We start from the raw sequence: 19,061 nt of genomic DNA on the forward strand, positions 1-19,061 counted from the left end.
GGAGAAACCATGTTCCACCGTCTGTTTCATCGCCCGACCCGCGCGCCACAAGAGGGGCCGGCCAGCCGGCTGCTGGTCGGGCTGTTGCTGGCGGGCGGTGTCGCGTTGCCTGCTGTCGATGCCTGGGCCCAGAACGTGTCGGCGCGCGCGACAACATGCAGAATCGAGTCGTTCGGCGCCGGCTAGACCTCGGGGGGCGCTTGGATTCCTCCGCAGATCGGCAATGTGGGCGGCAGCCAGGTCATCCCGGACGGCACCGTATTGGCCGTCAGGTCGGTCACGTTGACGTCCAGCGCCACGGTGGTGCCGGTAGACTCGACGACGGACAAGAACAGGTACTACCTGGCGGCCGGAGCGACGTGGACCGGGGTCAGGCCGGACGGCAGCACCATCTTTCCTACGAACGTTTCAGGAATAGGGATCCGGTTGCGAGCCGCGCCCGGGGACAGTGCCAACGAGGTGCAGGCGACGACGGCGATCCGCGCGGTCCGCAATATTGATCAGCTGATCATGCCGGCCAATATGCAAATGACCCCATATTTATTACTGATAGGCCTGCGCGTGGAGCTGGTGAAGATGGGTTCCGATGTCTTGCCTGGAATCGGCGCATTCCCCGTGACGGGAATGGCGACGGCGTACCAGGGCGCCAGCATGCGTTTCAAGATCGTGCAAGTGAAATCGCAGCCCGCTGCCGAGGGCACGGACCTGGGGCCGATCACGGATCCTTCTTGCAATACCAGCTTCGACTTCAATATCGATCAACTCATCAGCGGGGGCGGCACGACGCCGCCGGTCGTGACGGCGGTGTGCGCCGTGGATGCCAGCTATCAGGGCAGCGGCAGGGAAGTGCCCATGGGACCCGTGACCCGCGGCAGTTTTCCCGGGCGAGGCGACCGGGCCGGCAGCGTGCCGTTCGACATCTCGCTGAGCAACTGCGCGGCGCGGGCCAAGCCCAAGATATCGTTTTCTCCGGGCTTCCAGGGCAAGGTGCCCGGCTGGCCCAATGTGCTGCGGCTGGATCAGAGCGACATCAACCATGCCAGGAATCTCGGCATCGTGCTGACGCGGCGCGACGATCCCGGCAAGGAGGTGAACATCGGCGACGCGCCGGAAGCCGGACCCTATATACAGTTTCCGCAGTATGGGACGCTGCAGGATGGCGAGACGACGACTCTGGAATTGGCGGCGCACTATGTGCGCACCGATCACGAAGGCCAGGGCGTGACACCCGGTCCGGCCAATAGCAGCGTGCGCTTCCAGGTGCGCTACGACTGATCGCGGTGCGCAAGCATACGCCAGGGCATCGCCCGTAGTCCGATGTCTTGATGTCGGCCGAATTCGGGCTTTATTGCTTTCCGTCCCACAAAAGAAGATCCCCGCACAGCTGACTGCTGTGCGGGGATCGACGCATCGGCGCGGCGTTCGCGGATCCTCCTCCAGGGGATCCGGGCTTGGCCGCAGGGCCGGCGATATGCGGACCGGCCCCGTTGCCCGCCTCTGTCAGGTCAAGGCTCGATGATGCCTTGATTGACGCCCGCCGGGCGAAGCAGCGCGGCAGCGCCCAGCGCCGTGTTGTATTCCATGCGGCCCTGGTTCATGCCCACCAGTCCGCCGGTCTTGGCGGCATCGTAGACGTGGAACGAGCTGCTGCTGGATGATCCGGAAACAAGACCGCGATTCAGGCCGACCAGGCCGCCCATGGTGACTTGTCCGGAAGTCCAAGAGCAGTTGGTGTTGTTGGCGGAGCACCCCGTTTTGCCTGCCAGGACACCCGACGATTCCGAGTGATAGACCTTGGCCGGCAGGCCGTTGGTTCCGACCAGTCCGCCGACGTTCGAATAGCTGCCGGCGGCGACGCGGCTCGTGGACACCGCGGCCATGACGTTGCCCTCGTTGTAGCCGACCAGTCCGCCCGCATGGCTGTTGTTCCCGCTTTCCGTCAGCAGCGTCGCGGACTCAGACGCGAAGATGTTGCCGGTGTTGCGGCCGACCAGCCCGCCGGCGGAGGCGCTACCCCCGCCCTTGACCTCGCGCACACGGGCGGCGCTCTGCTGGATATCGCCGTCGTTGACGCCAGCCAGGCCGCCGACCCGCACGCCGGTGGCGGAGGTGGCGTGGACATCCTTGCCCAGGGCCTCGCTATTGCTGATCGTTGCTCCGGCCGCGTTCATGCCCACCAGTCCGCCCACGCTGGCGGTCGTGCCGGACAGGTATACCCTGGCGCTGCTGCTGGTCGCCCGGTTGATCGTGCCGCCGTTGCCGTTCAAGCCGACCAGTCCGCCCACCGAGGCCAGGCCGGCCCCCTGGACTTCGCCGTCGGCTTGCGAGGAGTCGAGAATCATGCCTGTGTTTTCACCCACCAGTCCGCCGACGTTTCCGCCCCATGTGTTGGAGACGCGGCCGTTGCTGGTGCTGGCGATGATCTGGCCGGAGTTGGTGCCGACCAGGCCGCCGATGTTGCTCTGTTGTTTGGTCGTGACCGAGGCCGTGCTGGAGGAGTTGATGATCACGCCATTCCGGTTGATGCCGACAAGTCCACCGAGATGGGCGACGTTGGAGCCGTGGCCGGCGTAGTCGTTAACCGACCCCTGGCTGCTGCTGTCCCGGATGGTGCCGTTCACGTTCAGGCCTACCAGCCCGCCCGCGTTATAGACTTGCGACGAGGTGTTGACGTTGCCCGAGTAGCTGGATCGTTCAATGGTGCCGCCATTATTGAACCCTACCATGCCGCCTAAAGCGCCGTTCTCGATTTCAGAGCCGGAGCGCCGGCCGTTGACGATGTGGACGTTGGAGATGGTGCCCGTGTTGGTGCCGATCAAGGTGCCGCTGTATATGTGTCGCGAACCCGTGCCCGAAACGTTGTCCAGGATGAGATTGCGCAGCGTGCCCGAGGACTCGCTGAACAGGCCGGCGACGCTGTCCGGATTCTGGACTGCCAGATTGACCAGCTTGTTGCCCAGCCCATCGAACAGCCCCTTGAAGCCGCCTTGACCGGCGCCGATGGACAGCACCGTGCCCGCGCCTCGGATGTCCGAGCCCAGCACGTAGTAGCCGGACACGTTGCCGTTGACGGCGTTCAGTTGCGCCAGGTTCTGGATCACCATATGGCGCAGTCCGTTGGACGTGAACAGCGGATTGGCGCCCGACAGGCTGATCGCGGCCTGGCCGGCGGGACCGCTCAGCACGTAATTGGCGGTTGGCGCGAGGCCGGGCGTGCCGGACTGGGTCGTGCGCAGGTGGATCTGGTTGGACACGCCGCTCAGGGTGATCCGCTGCGAGATGTCGATCAGTCGGTCTGCCGACAGATTCAGGGAGGTGCCCGCGCCGCTGGCTGTCAGGGCGCCGTTGATCACGACCTTGCCGCCGCCGCCGTGGCTTGCATTCAGCGTCAGCGCGTGGCCGCTGCTCCAGCTTACCGGCGCGTTCACTTCGACGTCGCCGGCATTGCTGGCCAGGCTGACGTTCGTTGTGTTCAAGGCATTCGCCAGCGTGCTGGCCAGGATGTTGCCCGTGATGGCGGCGGACTCGCTCACCTTGAGCGCGTCGCCGCGGATATCCAGCGTGCCGGTGTTGCCATTGCTCGCGCGCGTGTCCACCTGGGCGCCCGCCAGCACGCTCACGTGTCCGCCTCGGATCGAGACCGAACCGCCGTCTCCGTAAGTGCCAAGGGCGCTGGCCGACATTCGGCCTCCCGCCAGCACCGTGCCGGAGCCGCCATCAAGCACGATCCTGCCTTGGCGGGCCTGTAGCGTGCCGGCCTCGATGAGGCCGGCATTGTTCACCACCGCTTGCAGCGGGCTGGCCGGCCGCGAGTCGCGGGCCATCAACAGGGCCTGTCCGCCGTTCGCCTGGATCGTGCCCGCAGCCGTGTTCTGGGCGTCGGCGAACAGGCCGCTGGTATTCGCGCTCAGGCTGAGCGGGCCATTGCCAAGCCGCAGCGTGAAGGAGCCGGCCCCGCCGAGCGCGACGGAGCCACCGTTGGTCTGGATGCTCCCGCCGTTACGCGCCCGATGGCCCAGCAGCACGATGTCCCCGCCAGAGTTGGAGGTGATGTGGCCCAGGTTGTTGACCATGTTGTTCTGGCCGGCTGGCGCCTCGAAGTTGAAGACGCCGCTGGTGTTGTTGAAGAACGCGATGGGGTCGGTGGCATGCGTCGAGGCGACCAGGCTGCCCACGTTGACCCGCGCGGTGTTGTTGAAAACGATGCCGTTCGGGTTGACCAGGAAGACCTTGCCGACGGCGTTGATCGCGCCCGCGATGTTGGAGGGGACCAGGCCCGTGATGTTGTTCAGCGTCATATGGCTGGGATCCATATGGTTGAACGTGACGGATTCATTGCCGGCCACGTCGAAGGTGTTCCAGTTGATGACGGCCTTGGACGTGGTCTGGCTGATGACGGTGTTCGTGGGCCGGCCGGCGACGTTGCCGGGATTGTCCTGCCAGATGAAGGCGCTGCCGTGCGTGACCGTGCCGTTGGTGGGCGCGGCCAGGGCCTGCGGCGCCAGGGCGCTCAGTCCGGCGGCCGCGACGGCGGCCAGCACCGCGCGGGCGCCGGAGACGCCGGATTTCCCACGGCGGCGGGCGCATTCGCTGGCCACGGTCCAGCATGCCTTGCTGGCGTTCCATATCACTGTATGAGTCTTGTTCATGGGATTCCTTCTGGGGTTGGATTACGTGCCGGATTCTGCGTGGCACGGTGCTGCAGCACTCGGGGGCGGCCGGTCAGAAGTAGCGCGTGGCGCGTAGCCAGAAGCGCGGTTCTTGCTTGGGGCCGTTCTGTTCGTTTTCGCGCTGGATGGGCCAGGCCATCGCGGCCATGACCTGATGCGACGGGCCGGCCTGCGTGATGCTCAGGCCGGCGGCGGAAAGCCGCCTCTGGTTGCGTTCGTCGGTCCAGGGGCGTTGGCTGAGCTGGACCCGGCCCGCGTCGGCGAAGGCCGCGAACTGCAGGCCCGCCATGGGCACGTAGCGCAATTCAAGCGAGGCCTGCCAGCCCGAGTCGCCGCTGCTCGAGCCGTTGGCGTAGGCGCGCACGCCGTAGGGGCCCCCCAGGCTGAACTGTTCGGAGCTGTCGAGGTTCTTGGTGGCGCGCTGGGCGCTGATCTGCCCGTACAGCGTGAAGGGGCCGTACAGGTGCTGCAGGCGCAGCAGGGTGAGGTTGAGCTTGCCGAAGCCGCCCGCGCTGCGGTTCAGCGCGCGGTCGCGGATGCGCTGGGCTTCGGTTTCCAGGCGCAGGGAACCATGGCTGTAGGAAATGTAGGCGGCGCTGCGGCCGCCGCCGAACAGGCTGTCCTCGCCGTTGGCCGACAGCGAGGCTGTGCCCAGGCGGATGCGCTTGGCCTGGCGCAGCGAGAACAGGTCCATGTCGTCGCGCAGCTGGCGGTCTTCGTATTGCAGGCGCGCTTCCAGGCGGAAATGGCGGCCGGTGATCAGGGGTTGTTGAAGGAAGATGCCGGTGGTGCGCGCGCTGCCATGCGCTTCGAGGAGTTCAAAGTCGCGACCCAGCGCATAGCGCATGTTGGACACGTTCAGGCCCAGGCGGGTGAGGGCGGGGCCGACCGGCGCCTGGTAGGCGGCGTAGTAGTAGCGCTGCTTGCGGTCGCTGGTCAGCAGGCGCAGGCTGAGCTGGTCGCCCAGGCGCAGCGGACTGTTCAGGTCCAGGCTGCCGCCCAGGCGGTATTCGCCGGTGTAGTAGCCGCCGAAGTTGTCGGCGTCGATGCTGCCGGTGGCCAGCGGCGTGGGCGCCGCGTCGACCAGCAGCGTGCTGGAGCCTGGGTGCGCGCCCGCGCGCAGCGTGCCTTGCACCGCGGCGCCGGGCAGGTCGCCCAGGCGCAGCAGGCGGCTTTCCAGATTGTCGATGTGCACCGGATCGCCGGGCCGCAGCACGGACAGCCCTCGGCGCAGCACGGCGTCGCTGACGCGTGAGCGGTTGTCGAGCTGGATCTCGTCGTACACGCCTTCCTGCACGGCGATGTCGACCACGCCGTCGCGGATTTCCTGCGGCGGAAGATAGGCGCGCGCAAGCAGGTAGCCCTGGTCGTGGTAGTAGCGCGTGATGCGGTCGGCGGCGGCGCGCAGGCCGGCCAGGTCCTGCTCGCTGCCGTTCAGGTCGGCAAGCTGCGCCTGCAGCGCGGCGGTGTCGACGTGGAGATTGCCCTGCAGCCGGAAGGCGCGCACATGCAGCCGTGCGCCGCCATCGGGATCGCTGGATGGCGTCGGCGCGGGCCGCGCCGCCGAGTCGTCCAGCGGCGCCTGATCGGGCAGGGGCGCGAATTCGGGCCGCGTCGATTCGATCTCGCGCAGGCTGCGTCCGGCGTCGGGCACCTGCGCGTGTGCCGCCATGGGCACGGCCGCGCACAGTAGCAGGCAGGCCGCCCACGCGCGCGATGTCGATATGTGATCGGGATTGCGGCCGGGCGCCCGGGCGGCCATCGATGGGGGCACTGCATGCGGCGGAGTTGCCGCCGGGACATTCTTGTATAGCGACTGCACGTGGTCTAGCCGCGGAGGCCGCGGTTCCTGTTCTTGCCGGCCGGTGAGCGATATGGCGGCGGAGCCTATGAATACGCATTCCGCAACGCAGGATTGCGGGTGAGGGAACTATAGGTAGCGGCTCGACAGGAAGATTTAGTATTTATTCGAATTCTGGTTTTGACTAATACGAAACACACCTGCGGCTCATTGGCAGAGGCTTGTATGACGAGTTCCCCGAGAGCCGTTGCCAGCCGTGGGTCTCGCGCTTGTCCGAAGCAATCCGCGAGTGGGTGACAAGATGGCCATGCCCTGGAAACCGGCATGTAGCCAAGCTTTGCGCTGAATCCCGTCGTTTAGAATTCTTCGCACCATGCAGGAAAAGGGCGTGCGCAACCGCGCGGCGTTCCTGTCTTGCGATCCAGATGAGCGGGAGGTGCGGTGTCCGATCTCAGCATACAAGTAGCGGTTGCCGATGATCACCCGGTGGTGCTTCTCGGCGTGGCGATGGAACTGGAGCGCAATCCGTCGCTGCGCATCATCGGGCAGGCAAACGATTCCACCGAACTGGTCGCCTTGCTGGACCAGCATCCCTGCGACGTGCAGGTACTCGACTACAACATGCCCGGCGGCCGGTATGGCGATGGCCTGGTGTTGTTGTCTCATCTGCGGCGCCGCTATCGCGAGTTGCGGCTGGTGCTGTACACCATGGTCGACAATCCCGCACTGCTGCTGGCGATCGTCAAGCAGGGCACGTCGGGCGTGGTCAGCAAGTCCGACTCGCTGACGCATCTGGTCGACGCGGTGCATGCCGCGCATGGCGGCCGGCAGTATTACTCGCCGACCATCAAGGACATGCTGCTCAACAGCATGATGGTGGCCGAACCCAACCGGCTGACGCCGCGCGAGGCCGAAATCGTCCGCCTGTTCTGCGCCGGCAGCACCATCACCGAAATCGCCGAGCGGCTGCACCGCAGCGTGCAGACCGTCAGCACCCAGAAGCGCAGCGCCATGCGCAAGCTGGGCGTGAGCCGCGACGTGGACCTGATCAAGATGTACACCGGCGGAGTCTGAGTTCCGCTGCGTGCGCCTCTTTTCACCGGCGCGACGTGGTCGCGCCGGGTTTTCTGGCGTCTTTCCCCCTGGCCCTCGTGAGTCGGCGTCCGTTCCGGCTTGACCCACGCTTTCCGGCTGCACTATGCTTGTTCTTTTATAAGGAACTTGCATGAGCATCCTCGACGGCGTTCAACGCGTACTGTCGCTTTACGCCGAAGGCGCGGCCGAACTGAGCTTCACTGACGTCGCGACCCGCCTGTCATTGCCCAAAAGCACCACTTCGCGCCTGCTCAACCAGATGCAGCGCCATGGCTTGCTGGATCAGGACGCTTCTTCCCGCCGCTATCGCCCGGGCCTCATGCTGTCGATGGCGGCGCGGGCCGGCATGGCCGGCCGTCCACTGGACTCCGCTTGTCGCAAGGTGCTGGCCCGGCTTTCCGAGCGTTCCGGCCTGACGGCCTATCTGTCGACGCTGAACCAGCGCGAGACGGTGGTGCTGCAACGCCTGGACGGCTCGCATCCGGTGCAGGTGCTGTCACCGCCCGGATCGCGCCGCGCCGCGTCGGGCACGGCCATGGGCAGGGCCCTGCTGTCGCGCCTGAGCGACGCCGAATTCACGACCTTGTACGGCGCCAATCCGGTCCTGCACCTGCCCATGGAGGGACGTGATTGCCCCGGCAGCGTCGGCGAGCTGGCCGAGCGCGTGGCCCGGACGCGCGCCGAGCGCTGCGCCGTGGCGATCGACCAGGCCATGCCCGGCATCGGCGCCGTGGCGGCCGCCGTGCGCGATCCGCTCTCGGGTGAGCTGCGCGGCCTGTGCCTGTCGTTCGTGTCGTTCCAGGCCGATGCCGCGCGCGTGGCGCAACTGCGCGAGGCGGTGCTGGAACTGGTCGGCGCGCTGGGCCGTGAACTCAATGATCCATTCTGGCAGGGCTGACGACGGACACGCGCCTTCCCGCCATCTTGCCGCGCGCCGAGTCCGCGGCATTCCAGTCATCGCATTCCGGATATCCGGACCTTCATCACCACGGAACCTTTCCATGAATCTTCTGCTTCTCAGCAATTCCAGCAGCGACGCCGGCTATCTGGTGCATGCCCTGGCCGACATCCGCGAATTGATCGCGGGCCTGCCGGCCGGCGCGCCCGCCGTGTTCGTGCCGTTTGCCGGCGTGACCCGCAGCTGGGATGACTACGCCGCCATGGTCGGCGCCGCGCTGGCCGATACCGGCCTGGACGTGCAGCCGTTGCACCGCGCGGCGGACCCGCTGGCGGCGCTGGAAAACGCCGCGCTGATCATCGTGGGCGGCGGCAATACCTTCAATCTGCTGGGACAGCTGCGGCGCCAGGGCCTGCTCGACGCCGTGGCGCGGCGCGTGCGCCTGGGCACGCCCTATCTGGGCTGGAGCGCCGGTTCGAACCTGGCCTGCCCGAGCATCTGCACGACCAACGACATGCCCATCGTCGATCCGGAAGGTTTCGACGCGCTGGGGCTGTTGTCGTTCCAGATCAATCCGCATTACACCAACGCCCATCCTCCCGGCCATCGCGGCGAAACGCGGGCCCAGCGCCTGGCCGAGTTCTGCGTGCTGAATCCGTCCATGCCGGTGCTGGGGCTGCCTGAAGGCTCGGCGCTGCGCGTGCGCGGCGATGCCGTCACGCTGCTCGGACCGCACGAGGCGCCGTTGTTCCAGGGGCAGCAGGAGCCGCGCGTCTACGCGCCGGGCGCGCTGGAGCTGCCCGCGTGAAACAGGCTATCGACGCCATCGAGCTGTTGTCGTCCGCGCATGTCACGGGCGAGGCGGTCGCCGGGCGTTTGCGCGCGGCCGGCCGTTGCGACGTGACGGTCACGCGGCTGGAGCGGGATGGCGCGGCCACCGAGTTCCTGTCCATCGTGATTCCGGGCGCGGACGATAGCGCGCCCCAGCTGGGCATCGTGGGCCGCCTGGGCGGTATCGGCGCCCGTCCGGCGGTCACGGGATTGGTGTCGGACAGCGATGGCGCCGTGGTGGCCATTGCAGTCGCCTTCAAGCTCATGGCGATGGCCGCGCAGGGCGACGTGCTGCCCGGCACGGTGCGCATCCGCACGCATATCTGCCCGCGCGCGGGCACGCGGCCGCAGCAGCCGGTGCCGATGATGCGCTCGCCCTTTCCCATGCGCGAGATGATGGCGCACGAGGTCGACCCGCGCATGGACGCGATCCTGTCGGTCGACACCACGCGCGGCAATCGCCTGGTCAACCAGCGCGGCGTCGCGCTGACGCCGGTCGCCAAGCAGGGTTATCTGCTGCGCATACCCGAGACCATGCTGGACCTGCTGGGCTGGGTGAGCGGTGAGTTGCCGTTGACGCTGCCCCTGACGACGCAGGACATCACGCCCTACGAGAACGGGCTGTGGCATGTGAATTCGCTGATGCAACCGGCAATCGCCACCGATGCGCCGGTGGTGGGCGTGGCGCTGACGGCGCAGACCACGGTGCCCGGCTGCGCCACGGGCGTGACCAATGCGGTCGACGCTGACGTGGCCATGCGCTTCTGCATCGAGGTGGCCAAGCTCTATGGCCAGGGCGCGCTGAAGTTCTACGACGAAGCGGAATGGGCCGCGCTGCAACGGCGCTACGGATCGCTGGCGCATTTGCAGACGGTGGGGAACGCGCCCGATTGAGCGCCTGGGGGTAGCGGCTGTCCGGTAGCCGGGCAGCCGCCTGTCTTGCCGGCCTCAGTCCGGCAGGCGCGCCGCGATCTCGGCAATCAGGCGCCGCGCGGCGTCCAGCTTGCCGGCGGCGGGCAGGGGATGCACGCCCTGCGCATCGAACAACACCAGCTCGGTGGTGTCCGCGTCCATGACTTTCTGCGCCAGGTTGCCCACCAGCAGCGGGATGCCCTTGCGCACGCGCTTGGCCTCGGCGTGCTCGGCCAGCTTCTCGGTCTCGGCGGCAAAGCCCACGCACCAGGGCCCGCCTTCCAGCCTGGCCACTTCGGCGAGGATGTCTGGATTGGGCTCGAATTCCATCTGCGGCGCGCCGCCGCCTTCGCTGGTCTTCTTGAGCTTCTGCGCGCTGACGTTCTTCACTCGCCAGTCGGCCACGGCGGCCACGGCGATGAAGATGTCGGCATCCATGGCGCTGGCCATGACGGCATCGTGCATCTGGCGCGCCGTGGTCACGGACAGCGACGTGACGCCGCGCGGCACGGGCAGGGCGGTCGCGCCGGTGACCAGTGTGACGCGGGCGCCGGCTTCGCGCGCGGCGCGCGCCAGCGCGTAGCCGGTCTTGCCGGACGAGCGGTTGCTCAGTACGCGGATGGGGTCGACCGGCTCGGACGTCGGACCGGCGGTCAGCAGCACGTGACGGCCGGCCAGCAGCTTGGGCTGGAAGAAGGCGATCAGGTCGGTCAGCAGCTCGTGCGCTTCCAGCATGCGGCCGTCGCCGGTCTCGCCGCAGGCCTGTTCGCCGGCGGCCGGGCCGAGCACGGCAATGCCGTCGGCGCGCAGCTGTTCGACGTTGCGCTGCGTGGCCGGGTTGGCCCACATCTCGCGGTTCATGGCCGGCGCGACCAGCAGCGGACAGGCGCGCGCCAGGCATAGCGTGGACAGCAGGTCGTCGGCCATGCCGTGCGCCAGCTTGGCCATGAAGTCGGCGCTGGCCGGCGCGATCAGCACGGCGTCGGCGCCGCGCGTCAGGTCGATGTGCGCCATGTTGTTGGGCACGCGCGCGTCCCAGGCATCGACGAACACCGGGCGGCCGGACAGCGCCTGCATGGTGACGGGCGTGATGAAGTGCGTGGCCGCCTCGGTCATGACCACGTCGACCGTGGCGCCTTGTTCGGTCATGCGCCGCACCAGCTCGGCGATTTTGTAGCAGGCGATGCCCCCGGTCAGGCCGAGGACGATGCGTTTGCGGGCGAGGTCGAGCATGGGGCGGGAGCGGCGCGGTGGGCGCCGCGTAGTCGAGGAATGGATATTGATTCTACAGCGCTCAGCCGCGCGGCTTGCGCGAGCGCAGCAGTTCGTCCAGCACCAGCAACACGGCGCCGCAGCTGATGCCCACGTCCGCCAGGTTGAAGGCCGGGAACTGCCAGTCGTTCCAGTAGAACAGCAGGAAGTCCACCACGTGGCCGTAGACCACGCGGTCGATCACGTTGCCCACGGCGCCGCCCAGGATCAGCGCCAGCGCCAGGCTGAAGCGCGGCTGGCCATGGGTGCGGCGCAGAAGCCAGACGATCACGACGGCCGCCACGCAGCCCAGGCCGGTGAAGAACCAGCGCTGCCAGCCTTCCTCGGTCGCCAGGAAACTGAACGCCGCGCCTCGGTTGTAGACCAGCGTGAAGTCGAAGAACGGCAGCAGGTGCAGCCGTTCGCCGTACTGGAACGTGGTGTTGAAGTAGATCTTGGTCAGCTGGTCCAGGACGATGATGAACAGCGCCAGCGCCAGCCAGCCGCCGATCCGCGCCGGAGCGGCGCGGCCGGACGGCTGGTCCGGCGTCCCGTGGTCGACGGGGCCGGCCATGCTCAGGCCTTGTTGCGGGCTTCGCCCGCGCCGAACAGGTTGGACACGCAGCGGCCGCAGATCTCGGGGTGGTCCGCGTCCTGGCCCACGTCCAGGCGCCAGTGCCAGCAGCGCTCGCACTTCTTGTGCTGGGACGGCGTGACCTCGATGCGCGTTTCACCCTCGCCGGCATGCACGGTGGCGCGCGACACGATCAGCACGAAGCGCAGGTCGTCGCCCAGGCTGGCCAGCAGGTCCTGGTCGGCGCTGGCGGCGTAGAGGTCCACTTCGGCATGCAGCGACGAGCCGATGTCGCCGGCCGTGCGGACTTCCTCGAGCTTGCGCTGCACTTCGGCGCGGATCGCGCGCAGGCGCGCCCACTTGGCCGTCAGGGCCTCGGCGTCGGCATAGGGCGGCAGGCTGTGGAAGACCTCGGTGAAGATGGTGACGCGCGCGGCGTCGGCCTGGTTCTTCAGCGCCGAGGCGGCCAGTTCCTTCCAGGCCTCTTCGGCGGTGAAGGACAGGATCGGGGCCATCAGCTTGAGCAGCGCCTGGGTGATCTCCAGCAGCGCGGTCTGCGCCGAACGGCGCGCCAGGCTGCCGGCCGCCGTGGTGTACAGGCGGTCCTTCAGGATGTCCAGGTAGAACGCGCCCAGGTCTTCGGAGCAGAAGGTCTGCAGGCGCGACACGGCCGGGTGGAAGTCGTAGCGCTCGTAGTGCGCGCTGATCTCGGCCTGCATCTGCGCGGTCATGGCCAGCGCGTAGCGGTCGATCTCGAACAGCTCGCCATGCGGCACGGCCTGCGACACGGCGTCGAAGTCGGCCAGGTTGGCCAGCAGGAAGCGCAGCGTGTTGCGGATGCGGCGGTAGCCTTCGACCACGCGCTTGAGGATCTCGTCGGAGATCGAGAGCTCGCCCGAGTAGTCGGTGGACGCGACCCACAGGCGCAGGATTTCGGCGCCGAGCGAATCGGACACCTTCTGCGGGGCGATCACGTTGCCCACGGACTTGCTCATCTTGCGGCCCTGGCCGTCCACCACGAAGCCGTGAGTCAGCAGGGCCTTGTAGGGCGGCTGGCCATAGAGCATGCAGCCGGTCAGCAGCGAGGAATGGAACCAGCCGCGGTGCTGGTCCGAGCCTTCCAGGTAGAGGTCGGCGGGCCAGGCCAGCTCGGCGCCATGCGAGCCTGCGAAGGCGCCGTCCTTGCCGCCCAGCACGGTGGCGTGGGTGCTGCCCGAATCGAACCACACGTCCAGCGTGTCGCGGTTCTTTTCGTACTGGTCGGCCTCGTCGCCCAGCAGCTCGCGCGGATCCAGCGTCTGCCAGGCCTCGATGCCGCCCTGTTCGACGCGCAGCGCCACCTGTTCGAGCAGCTCGACCGTGCGCGGGTGCAGCTCGCCGGTTTCCTTGTGCACGAAGAAGGCCATGGGCGTGCCCCACTGCCGCTGGCGCGACAGCGTCCAGTCGGGGCGGTTGGCGATCATGGCGTGCAGGCGGGCGCGGCCCCAGGCCGGATAGAAGGCCGTGGCGTCGATGCCAGCCAGGGCCGATTCGCGCAGCGTCGGGCCGCCGTCCTTGGGGGCGACGTCCATGCCCGCGAACCATTGGCTGGTGGCGCGGTAGATGATGGGAGTCTTGTGGCGCCAGCAGTGCATGTAGCTGTGCTTGTGCTTTTCCACGTGCATCAGCGTGCCGGCCAGCTTCAGGGCCTCGACGATCTTGGGGTTCGCGTCCCAGATCGACAGGCCGCCGAACAGCGGCAGGCTGTCGGCGTACTTGCCGTCGCCCATGACAGGGCTGATGAAGTCGGTGTCCTTCATGCCGTGCGCCTTGCACGACACGAAGTCCTCGATGCCGTAGGCCGGCGCCGAGTGGACCACGCCGGTGCCCGAATCGGCCGTGACGTAGTCGCCCAGGTAGACGGGCGATGTGCGGTCATAGCCGGGGTTGGCCTTGGCCAGCGGGTGGCGGAAGCGGATCTCGGACAGGGCGGCGCCGGGCGCCGTGGCGATGACTTCGCCTTCGAGCTGCCATTGCTTCAGGCAGTCCTCGACGCGGTCCTTGGCGATCAGCAACAGCGGGCCGGACACGGGCGCGGGCGACACGCGCACCAGCGCGTATTCGATTTCCGGGTGCAGGTTCAGCGCCTGGTTCGACGGAATGGTCCAGGGCGTGGTGGTCCAGATCACGATGGCGCCATCGTCGACCGAATCCAGGCCGAAGGCCTTGGCCAGCGCCGGACGGTCGGCGAAGGGGAAGGCCACGTCCACGGCCGGATCGACGCGGTCGGCGTATTCGACCTCGGCCTCGGCCAGCGCCGAGCCACAGTCGAAACACCAGTTCACCGGCTTCAGGCCGCGGAACACGTAGCCTTTTTCCAGAATGCGGCCGAGCGCGCGGATCTCGTCGGCCTCATTGCTGAAGTTCATGGTCATGTAGGGGCGGTCCCACTCGCCCAGCACGCCCAGGCGCTTGAAGTCCTTGCGCTGGCGGTCGATCTGCTCGAGCGCGTAGGCGCGCGCCTTGGACTGCACTTCCGCCACGGGCAGGTGCTTGCCGTACTTCTTTTCGATCTGGATCTCGATGGGCATGCCGTGGCAGTCCCAGCCCGGCACGTAGTGCGCGTCATAGCCGGCCATGTTGCGGCTCTTGACGATGATGTCCTTCAGGATCTTGTTGACCGCGTGGCCGATGTGGATGTCGCCGTTCGCGTAGGGCGGGCCGTCATGCAGCACGAAGCGCGGACGGCCGCGGCTGGCGGCGCGGATCGCCTGGTAGACGTGGTTTTCCTCCCACTGCGTGATCCAGGCGGGCTCGCGCTTGGCGAGGTCGCCCCGCATGGGGAAGGGAGTGTCGGGCAGGTTGAGGGATTTTTTATAGTCCATGAACGGCAAAATAGGCGCGCGCGTTTCGCGCGTCTTCGGCGATGGCGGCAGTCAGGGAAGGGAGATCGGGAAATTTTTCTTCGTCCCGCAGCTTGTGCAGGAATTCGACTCGCACGAGTTTACCGTAAGCATTGACGGTCTCGTCGAGCAGGTGGGCCTCCAGCAGGACCCGGCCATGGTCTTCGACCGTCGGGCGCACGCCCAGGCTGGCCACGGCCGGCAGGGCGCGGTCGCCCAGGCCGTAGACCTGGACCACGTAGATGCCCGAGCGCGCCGCGCAGCGCGGCGCCACGCGCAGGTTCATCGTGGGAAAGCCCAGCGTGCGGCCCAGCTTCTGGCCATGGATCACGTGCCCGCTGATATGGAACGGGTGGCCCAGCAGGTGGCGCGCGCGGTCCAGATCGCCCACCGCCAGCGCGGTGCGGACCTCGGAGCTGGAAATGCGGTGGCCGTGCTGGTCGGTCACGTCGGCCAGGGTCTGCACCTCGAAGCCGTGCCGCAGGCCGGCCTCGCGCAGCAGGTCGATGTCGCCGCTGCGCTTGTGGCCGAAGCGGAAGTCCTCGCCCACCAGCAGCCAGCGCGTCTGCAGGCCCTGGACCAGCAGGTTCTCTATGAAGGCGTTGGCCGACATTTCGGCCAGCCGGGAATTGAAGCGCTCCACAACCACCTGGGAAATGCCGTAGCGGGCCAGCGCGGCCAGCTTGTCGCGCAGGCCGGAGATGCGGGTGGGCGCCAGTTCGGGCCGGCGGTTCAGGGCGGCAAAGTACTCCCGCGGATGCGGCTCGAAAGTCATCACGGCGGGCGTCAGGCCGCGTTCGCGCGCGATCTGGCAGACGCGCGCGAGCATGGCCTGGTGTCCGCGATGGACGCCGTCGAAATTGCCGATGGTCAAGGCGCTGGGCGCGCGTTGAGCGGGCGGGGGCAGGGATCGGTGGATGCGCAGCGTAGGTTTCACGGACGAGAGTTTACAATTTTGGATTCAGGATCAGTCCGCACCCCGCGCATTCTTGCGCCGGCGGGTGACGGAACGGTCCCCAACCCGCCGCCGCTCCTGGGCAAAATGGTCCGCCGGAGCGGAATGCGCGCCCAGCGCCGCGCGGGGTTTTTTCTCGGAAATCGCTATCTTGCCGGATTCTTCTCTTATCAAGCGCCGCCTGGTCATCCTGATCTCGGGGCGCGGCAGCAACATGCAGGCGCTGGTCCAGGCCTGTCGCGACCAGGGCTGGCCGGCCGAGGTCGTCGCCGTCATCGCCAGCCGGCCGGACGCCGCCGGGCTGGACTGGGCGCGCGCCCAGGGCATCGCCGCCTCGGCCCTGCACCACAAGGAATACGCCAGCCGCGAGGCCTTCGACGCCGCGCTGGCCGAGGAAATCGACCGCCATGCGCCGGATTACGTCATCCTGGCCGGCTTCATGCGCGTGCTGACGCCAGGCTTCGTCAACCATTTCGCGGGTCGGCTGGTGAATATCCATCCCTCGCTGCTGCCGGCCTTCCCCGGCCTGCACACCCATGCCCAGGCGCTGGCCACGGGCGTGCGCGTGCACGGCTGCACCGTGCATTTCGTCACCCCGGTGCTGGACCACGGCCCCATCATCGCCCAGGGCTGCGTGCCGGTGCTGGCCGGCGATACGCCGGAATCGCTGGCCAACCGCGTGCTGGAGGTCGAGCACCGTGCTTTTCCGGCCGCCGTGCGCTGGCTGGCCGAAGGCCGGGTTACGCTGACGCCTGACCACCGGGTGGACGTGCAAGGCGATCCCGAGCGCCTGTTCACCTGGTCGCCGGCCGCCTGACGGCCCGCCATCATCCGGCCATCAGGCCCGCAATTGCATTTACCAGGGCGGATCGATGCCGCCTTATTTGGAATACACCATGAGCAAACCCCAATCTCCGCGTTCCCGTCCGGCCGCCGCCAAGGCGGGCGAAGGGCGCGACGGACGGTCTTTCTTCTCGCGCCCGAAGGGCGAGGCCCGCGCCACGGTCGAGCGTTCCGAGCGGCCCGCCCGGGCCTCGGGGCCTGATGGCGGCCGTGGCAGCCATGCCGAACCGCGCGCCCGCCGTGACGCGCCGGCGGGGCGTCGGGACGAAGGGGCGGGCGCCGGCCGCCGCGAATACGGCCGCGACGAGCGCCAGGACGGGCGCCGCGAACACGAAGGCCGCCGTGAGTACGCCGGCCAGGATCGCCGCGAGCAAGGCGGCGGTCGCGAGGGTGGTCGCGCTTATGGTCGCAATGAGCGGCAGGGCGATGCCGGCCGGCGCGAGGCTCCGCGCGGCCAGGAAGGACGCCGGGAATACTCCCGCGATGATCGTCAGGAAGGGCGCCGGGAATATGCCGGCGGCGCTCGCCAGGACGGCCGCCGGGAGCCTGGCCGTGACGATCGCCAGCAGGATCGCCGTGGTGAATACAACTACAACAGCCGCGACAGCCGTTCGCAGGGACGCCCGGAATACGCCCGGGACGATCGCCGCGATGGCCGTTTCGACGGGCGTCGCGAGCAGGGCCATGCCGGTCGGGGCGATGAACGCCACGGCCAGCGCGCCTATCAGGACGGGCCGAGCGGCCAGAATCGCCAAGGCCCCCGTTTCGACGGCGGCCGCGACGACCGCGATTTCCGCAGCGAACGTGATGGCCGTCCGGGCGCCGAGCGCCGCGATGGACGCCAGGGTCAGGATTCCCGTCCGGCGTCCGGCCACGGCGGCCCGCGCGGCGGGCAGGGCCGTGCGTCGCAGCCTTCGCGTCCGCGCCAGCCTTATGCCGCCATCCGTATCGACCAGGTGCAGCGCGTGCTGGGCGAGATCCTGCAATGGACCTACCCGGCGGACGCGGCCCTGTCGCACTGGTTGCGCGGCCATCCGGGCCTGGGCGCCCGCGACCGTTCCGAAGTCGCCGAAGCCGTCTACGACGTGCTGCGGCATCTGCGGCGCTATCGCCAGTACGGTGAAAGCGGCGTCGGCCCGGCCTCGCGCCGTCTGGCCATCCTGGGCCTGGCCGCCACGCTGGGCGCGCAGGAACTGGCCGAGGGCCTGGACGCGGCCGAGGCCGAATGGCTGCAGCGCGTGTCGCGCATCGATCCGGCCACGCTGCCGCGCGCGGTGCGGGGCAGCATTCCCGACTGGCTGGACGAGCGCTTGTCCGCCATGGACAGCCCGGACGCGCTGATCGAAGCGCTGAACCGCCAGGCCAGCCTGGACCTGCGCGTCAATCCGCTCAAGGCCGAGCGCGACGCCATGCTGGTCGAGCTGCAGCAGAGCGCCGGTCGCTACGAGCCGGTCGCCATGCCGTATTCGCCCTGGGGCATCCGCATGGAGGGCCGTCCGGCCATCAACCGCTGGGCCCAGTTCGAGAACGGCAGCATCGAGGTGCAGGACGAGGGCAGCCAGCTGCTGGCCCTGCTGGTGGCGCCGCGGCGCGGCGAGATGATCATCGACTTCTGCGCCGGCGCGGGCGGCAAGACGCTGCTGCTGGGCGCGCTGATGCGCTCGACCGGCAGGCTCTACGCCTTCGACGTGTCGGCCGCGCGCCTGTCGCGCGCTAAACCGCGCTTTGCCCGCAGCGGCTTGTCCAACGTGGTGCCGGTGGCCATCGACAGCGAGAACGACACCCGCATCAAGCGCCTGGCAGGCAAGGCCCAGCGCGTGCTGGTCGACGCGCCGTGCAGCGGCATCGGCACTCTGCGCCGCAATCCCGACCTGAAATGGCGCCAGCACCCCGAGGCGCTGGCCGAGCTGGGCCAGTTGCAGGAGCGCATCCTGAACAGCGCCGCGCGCTGCGTGGCGCCGGGCGGGCGGCTGGTCTACGCCACCTGCAGCCTGCTGGCCGAGGAAAACGAGGTCCAGGCCGAGCGCTTCCTGGCCAGCCATCCCGAGTTCGAGCGCCTGGACGCCGCCGCCATCCTGGCCGGACGTTGCGAGAACCTGAAGCTGGAAGGGCCGTACGTGCAACTGCGGCCCGACCTGCACGGCACCGACGGCTTCTTCGCCGCCGTGTTCGAGCGCAAGAAGGCGGGCGCGAAGGCGGAACAGGATGCTGAATCGCCGGCCATCGAGGCCGAGGGCGAGATGGACGACGCTTCGCTGGAGGCCGGCCTGGATGCCGGCGTGCAGACGGATTCGGCAGCCAGCGAAACCGCCTGAGTCCGGGTGGTCTTCGATCAGCAGCGCCCCGGCT

The 19,061-nt window shown here is 68.2% G+C and carries 14 protein-coding genes; 8 read left to right on the forward strand and 6 right to left on the reverse strand.

Annotated elements, in window-relative coordinates; translation table 11 throughout:
- Positions 1–9 precede the first annotated feature (9 nt).
- Positions 10–186, forward strand: a complete 177-nt coding sequence (locus tag AC6LJ9_RS14965; RefSeq protein WP_498148163.1) for a hypothetical protein — start codon at positions 10–12, stop codon at positions 184–186.
- A gap of 39 nt (positions 187–225) precedes the next feature.
- On the forward strand, positions 226–1,275 hold the full coding sequence (locus tag AC6LJ9_RS14970) for a fimbrial protein (RefSeq protein ID WP_498148164.1): 1,050 nt from the start codon (positions 226–228) through the stop codon (positions 1,273–1,275).
- 230 nt (positions 1,276–1,505) lie between these two features.
- Here AC6LJ9_RS14970 and AC6LJ9_RS14975 read toward each other — a convergent pair whose 3' ends face one another.
- Both AC6LJ9_RS14975 and AC6LJ9_RS14980 read right to left on the reverse strand, forming a co-directional pair.
- Entirely contained in the window at positions 1,506–4,649 is a 3,144-nt protein-coding gene (locus AC6LJ9_RS14975) for a two-partner secretion domain-containing protein (protein ID WP_498148165.1), read from the reverse strand.
- Positions 4,650–4,722: 73 nt separating this feature from the next.
- A complete protein-coding gene (locus AC6LJ9_RS14980) occupies positions 4,723–6,342 on the reverse strand; it encodes a ShlB/FhaC/HecB family hemolysin secretion/activation protein (protein WP_498148166.1) in 1,620 nt (539 codons plus the stop codon).
- Positions 6,343–6,912: 570 nt separating this feature from the next.
- Here AC6LJ9_RS14980 and AC6LJ9_RS14985 point away from each other — a divergent pair.
- The 4 genes from AC6LJ9_RS14985 to AC6LJ9_RS15000 all read left to right on the forward strand — a co-directional run bounded on the left by AC6LJ9_RS14985 (position 6,913) and on the right by AC6LJ9_RS15000 (position 10,189).
- On the forward strand, positions 6,913–7,545 hold the full coding sequence (locus AC6LJ9_RS14985; protein ID WP_103275119.1) for a response regulator: 633 nt from the start codon (positions 6,913–6,915) through the stop codon (positions 7,543–7,545).
- A gap of 151 nt (positions 7,546–7,696) precedes the next feature.
- Positions 7,697–8,464 carry an IclR family transcriptional regulator gene (locus AC6LJ9_RS14990; protein WP_212316079.1) on the forward strand — a complete coding sequence of 256 codons (768 nt, stop codon included), beginning with the start codon at positions 7,697–7,699 and terminating at the stop codon, positions 8,462–8,464.
- A gap of 103 nt (positions 8,465–8,567) precedes the next feature.
- The gene (gene pepE / locus AC6LJ9_RS14995; RefSeq protein ID WP_498148167.1) at positions 8,568–9,272 is read left to right on the forward strand and encodes a dipeptidase PepE; all 705 of its coding nucleotides are present in this window, start codon (positions 8,568–8,570) and stop codon (positions 9,270–9,272) included.
- On the forward strand, positions 9,269–10,189 hold the full coding sequence (locus AC6LJ9_RS15000) for a DUF1177 domain-containing protein (protein WP_212316083.1): 921 nt from the start codon (positions 9,269–9,271) through the stop codon (positions 10,187–10,189). Before pepE ends, AC6LJ9_RS15000 begins: the two co-directional genes overlap by 4 nt.
- Before the next feature lie 54 nt (positions 10,190–10,243).
- On the opposite strand, the gene coaBC is transcribed toward AC6LJ9_RS15000, so the two are convergent.
- The 4 genes from coaBC to AC6LJ9_RS15020 form a co-directional block, all read right to left on the reverse strand.
- Positions 10,244–11,440 (reverse strand): bifunctional phosphopantothenoylcysteine decarboxylase/phosphopantothenate--cysteine ligase CoaBC, encoded by a 1,197-nt coding sequence (gene coaBC / locus AC6LJ9_RS15005; RefSeq protein WP_212316085.1) that lies wholly within the window; start codon positions 11,438–11,440, stop codon positions 10,244–10,246.
- Positions 11,441–11,501: 61 nt separating this feature from the next.
- Entirely contained in the window at positions 11,502–12,032 is a 531-nt protein-coding gene (gene lspA, locus AC6LJ9_RS15010) for a signal peptidase II (protein WP_498148168.1), read from the reverse strand.
- Positions 12,033–12,034: 2 nt separating this feature from the next.
- The gene (gene ileS, locus AC6LJ9_RS15015; RefSeq protein ID WP_498148169.1) at positions 12,035–14,896 is read right to left on the reverse strand and encodes an isoleucine--tRNA ligase; all 2,862 of its coding nucleotides are present in this window, start codon (positions 14,894–14,896) and stop codon (positions 12,035–12,037) included.
- The gene (locus AC6LJ9_RS15020) at positions 14,886–15,851 is read right to left on the reverse strand and encodes a bifunctional riboflavin kinase/FAD synthetase (protein WP_498148170.1); all 966 of its coding nucleotides are present in this window, start codon (positions 15,849–15,851) and stop codon (positions 14,886–14,888) included. The genes ileS and AC6LJ9_RS15020 overlap by 11 nt, the downstream gene beginning before the upstream one ends.
- 169 nt (positions 15,852–16,020) lie before the next feature.
- On the opposite strand from AC6LJ9_RS15020, the gene purN reads away from it, so the two are divergent.
- Positions 16,021–16,686, forward strand: a complete 666-nt coding sequence (gene purN, locus AC6LJ9_RS15025; protein ID WP_212316093.1) for a phosphoribosylglycinamide formyltransferase — start codon at positions 16,021–16,023, stop codon at positions 16,684–16,686.
- A gap of 991 nt (positions 16,687–17,677) precedes the next feature.
- Positions 17,678–19,027 (forward strand): RsmB/NOP family class I SAM-dependent RNA methyltransferase, encoded by a 1,350-nt coding sequence (locus tag AC6LJ9_RS15030; protein ID WP_498148172.1) that lies wholly within the window; start codon positions 17,678–17,680, stop codon positions 19,025–19,027.
- The last annotated feature ends 34 nt before the right edge of the window (positions 19,028–19,061 follow it).

This window comes from Achromobacter sp. 1011811831 (assembly GCF_059760905.1).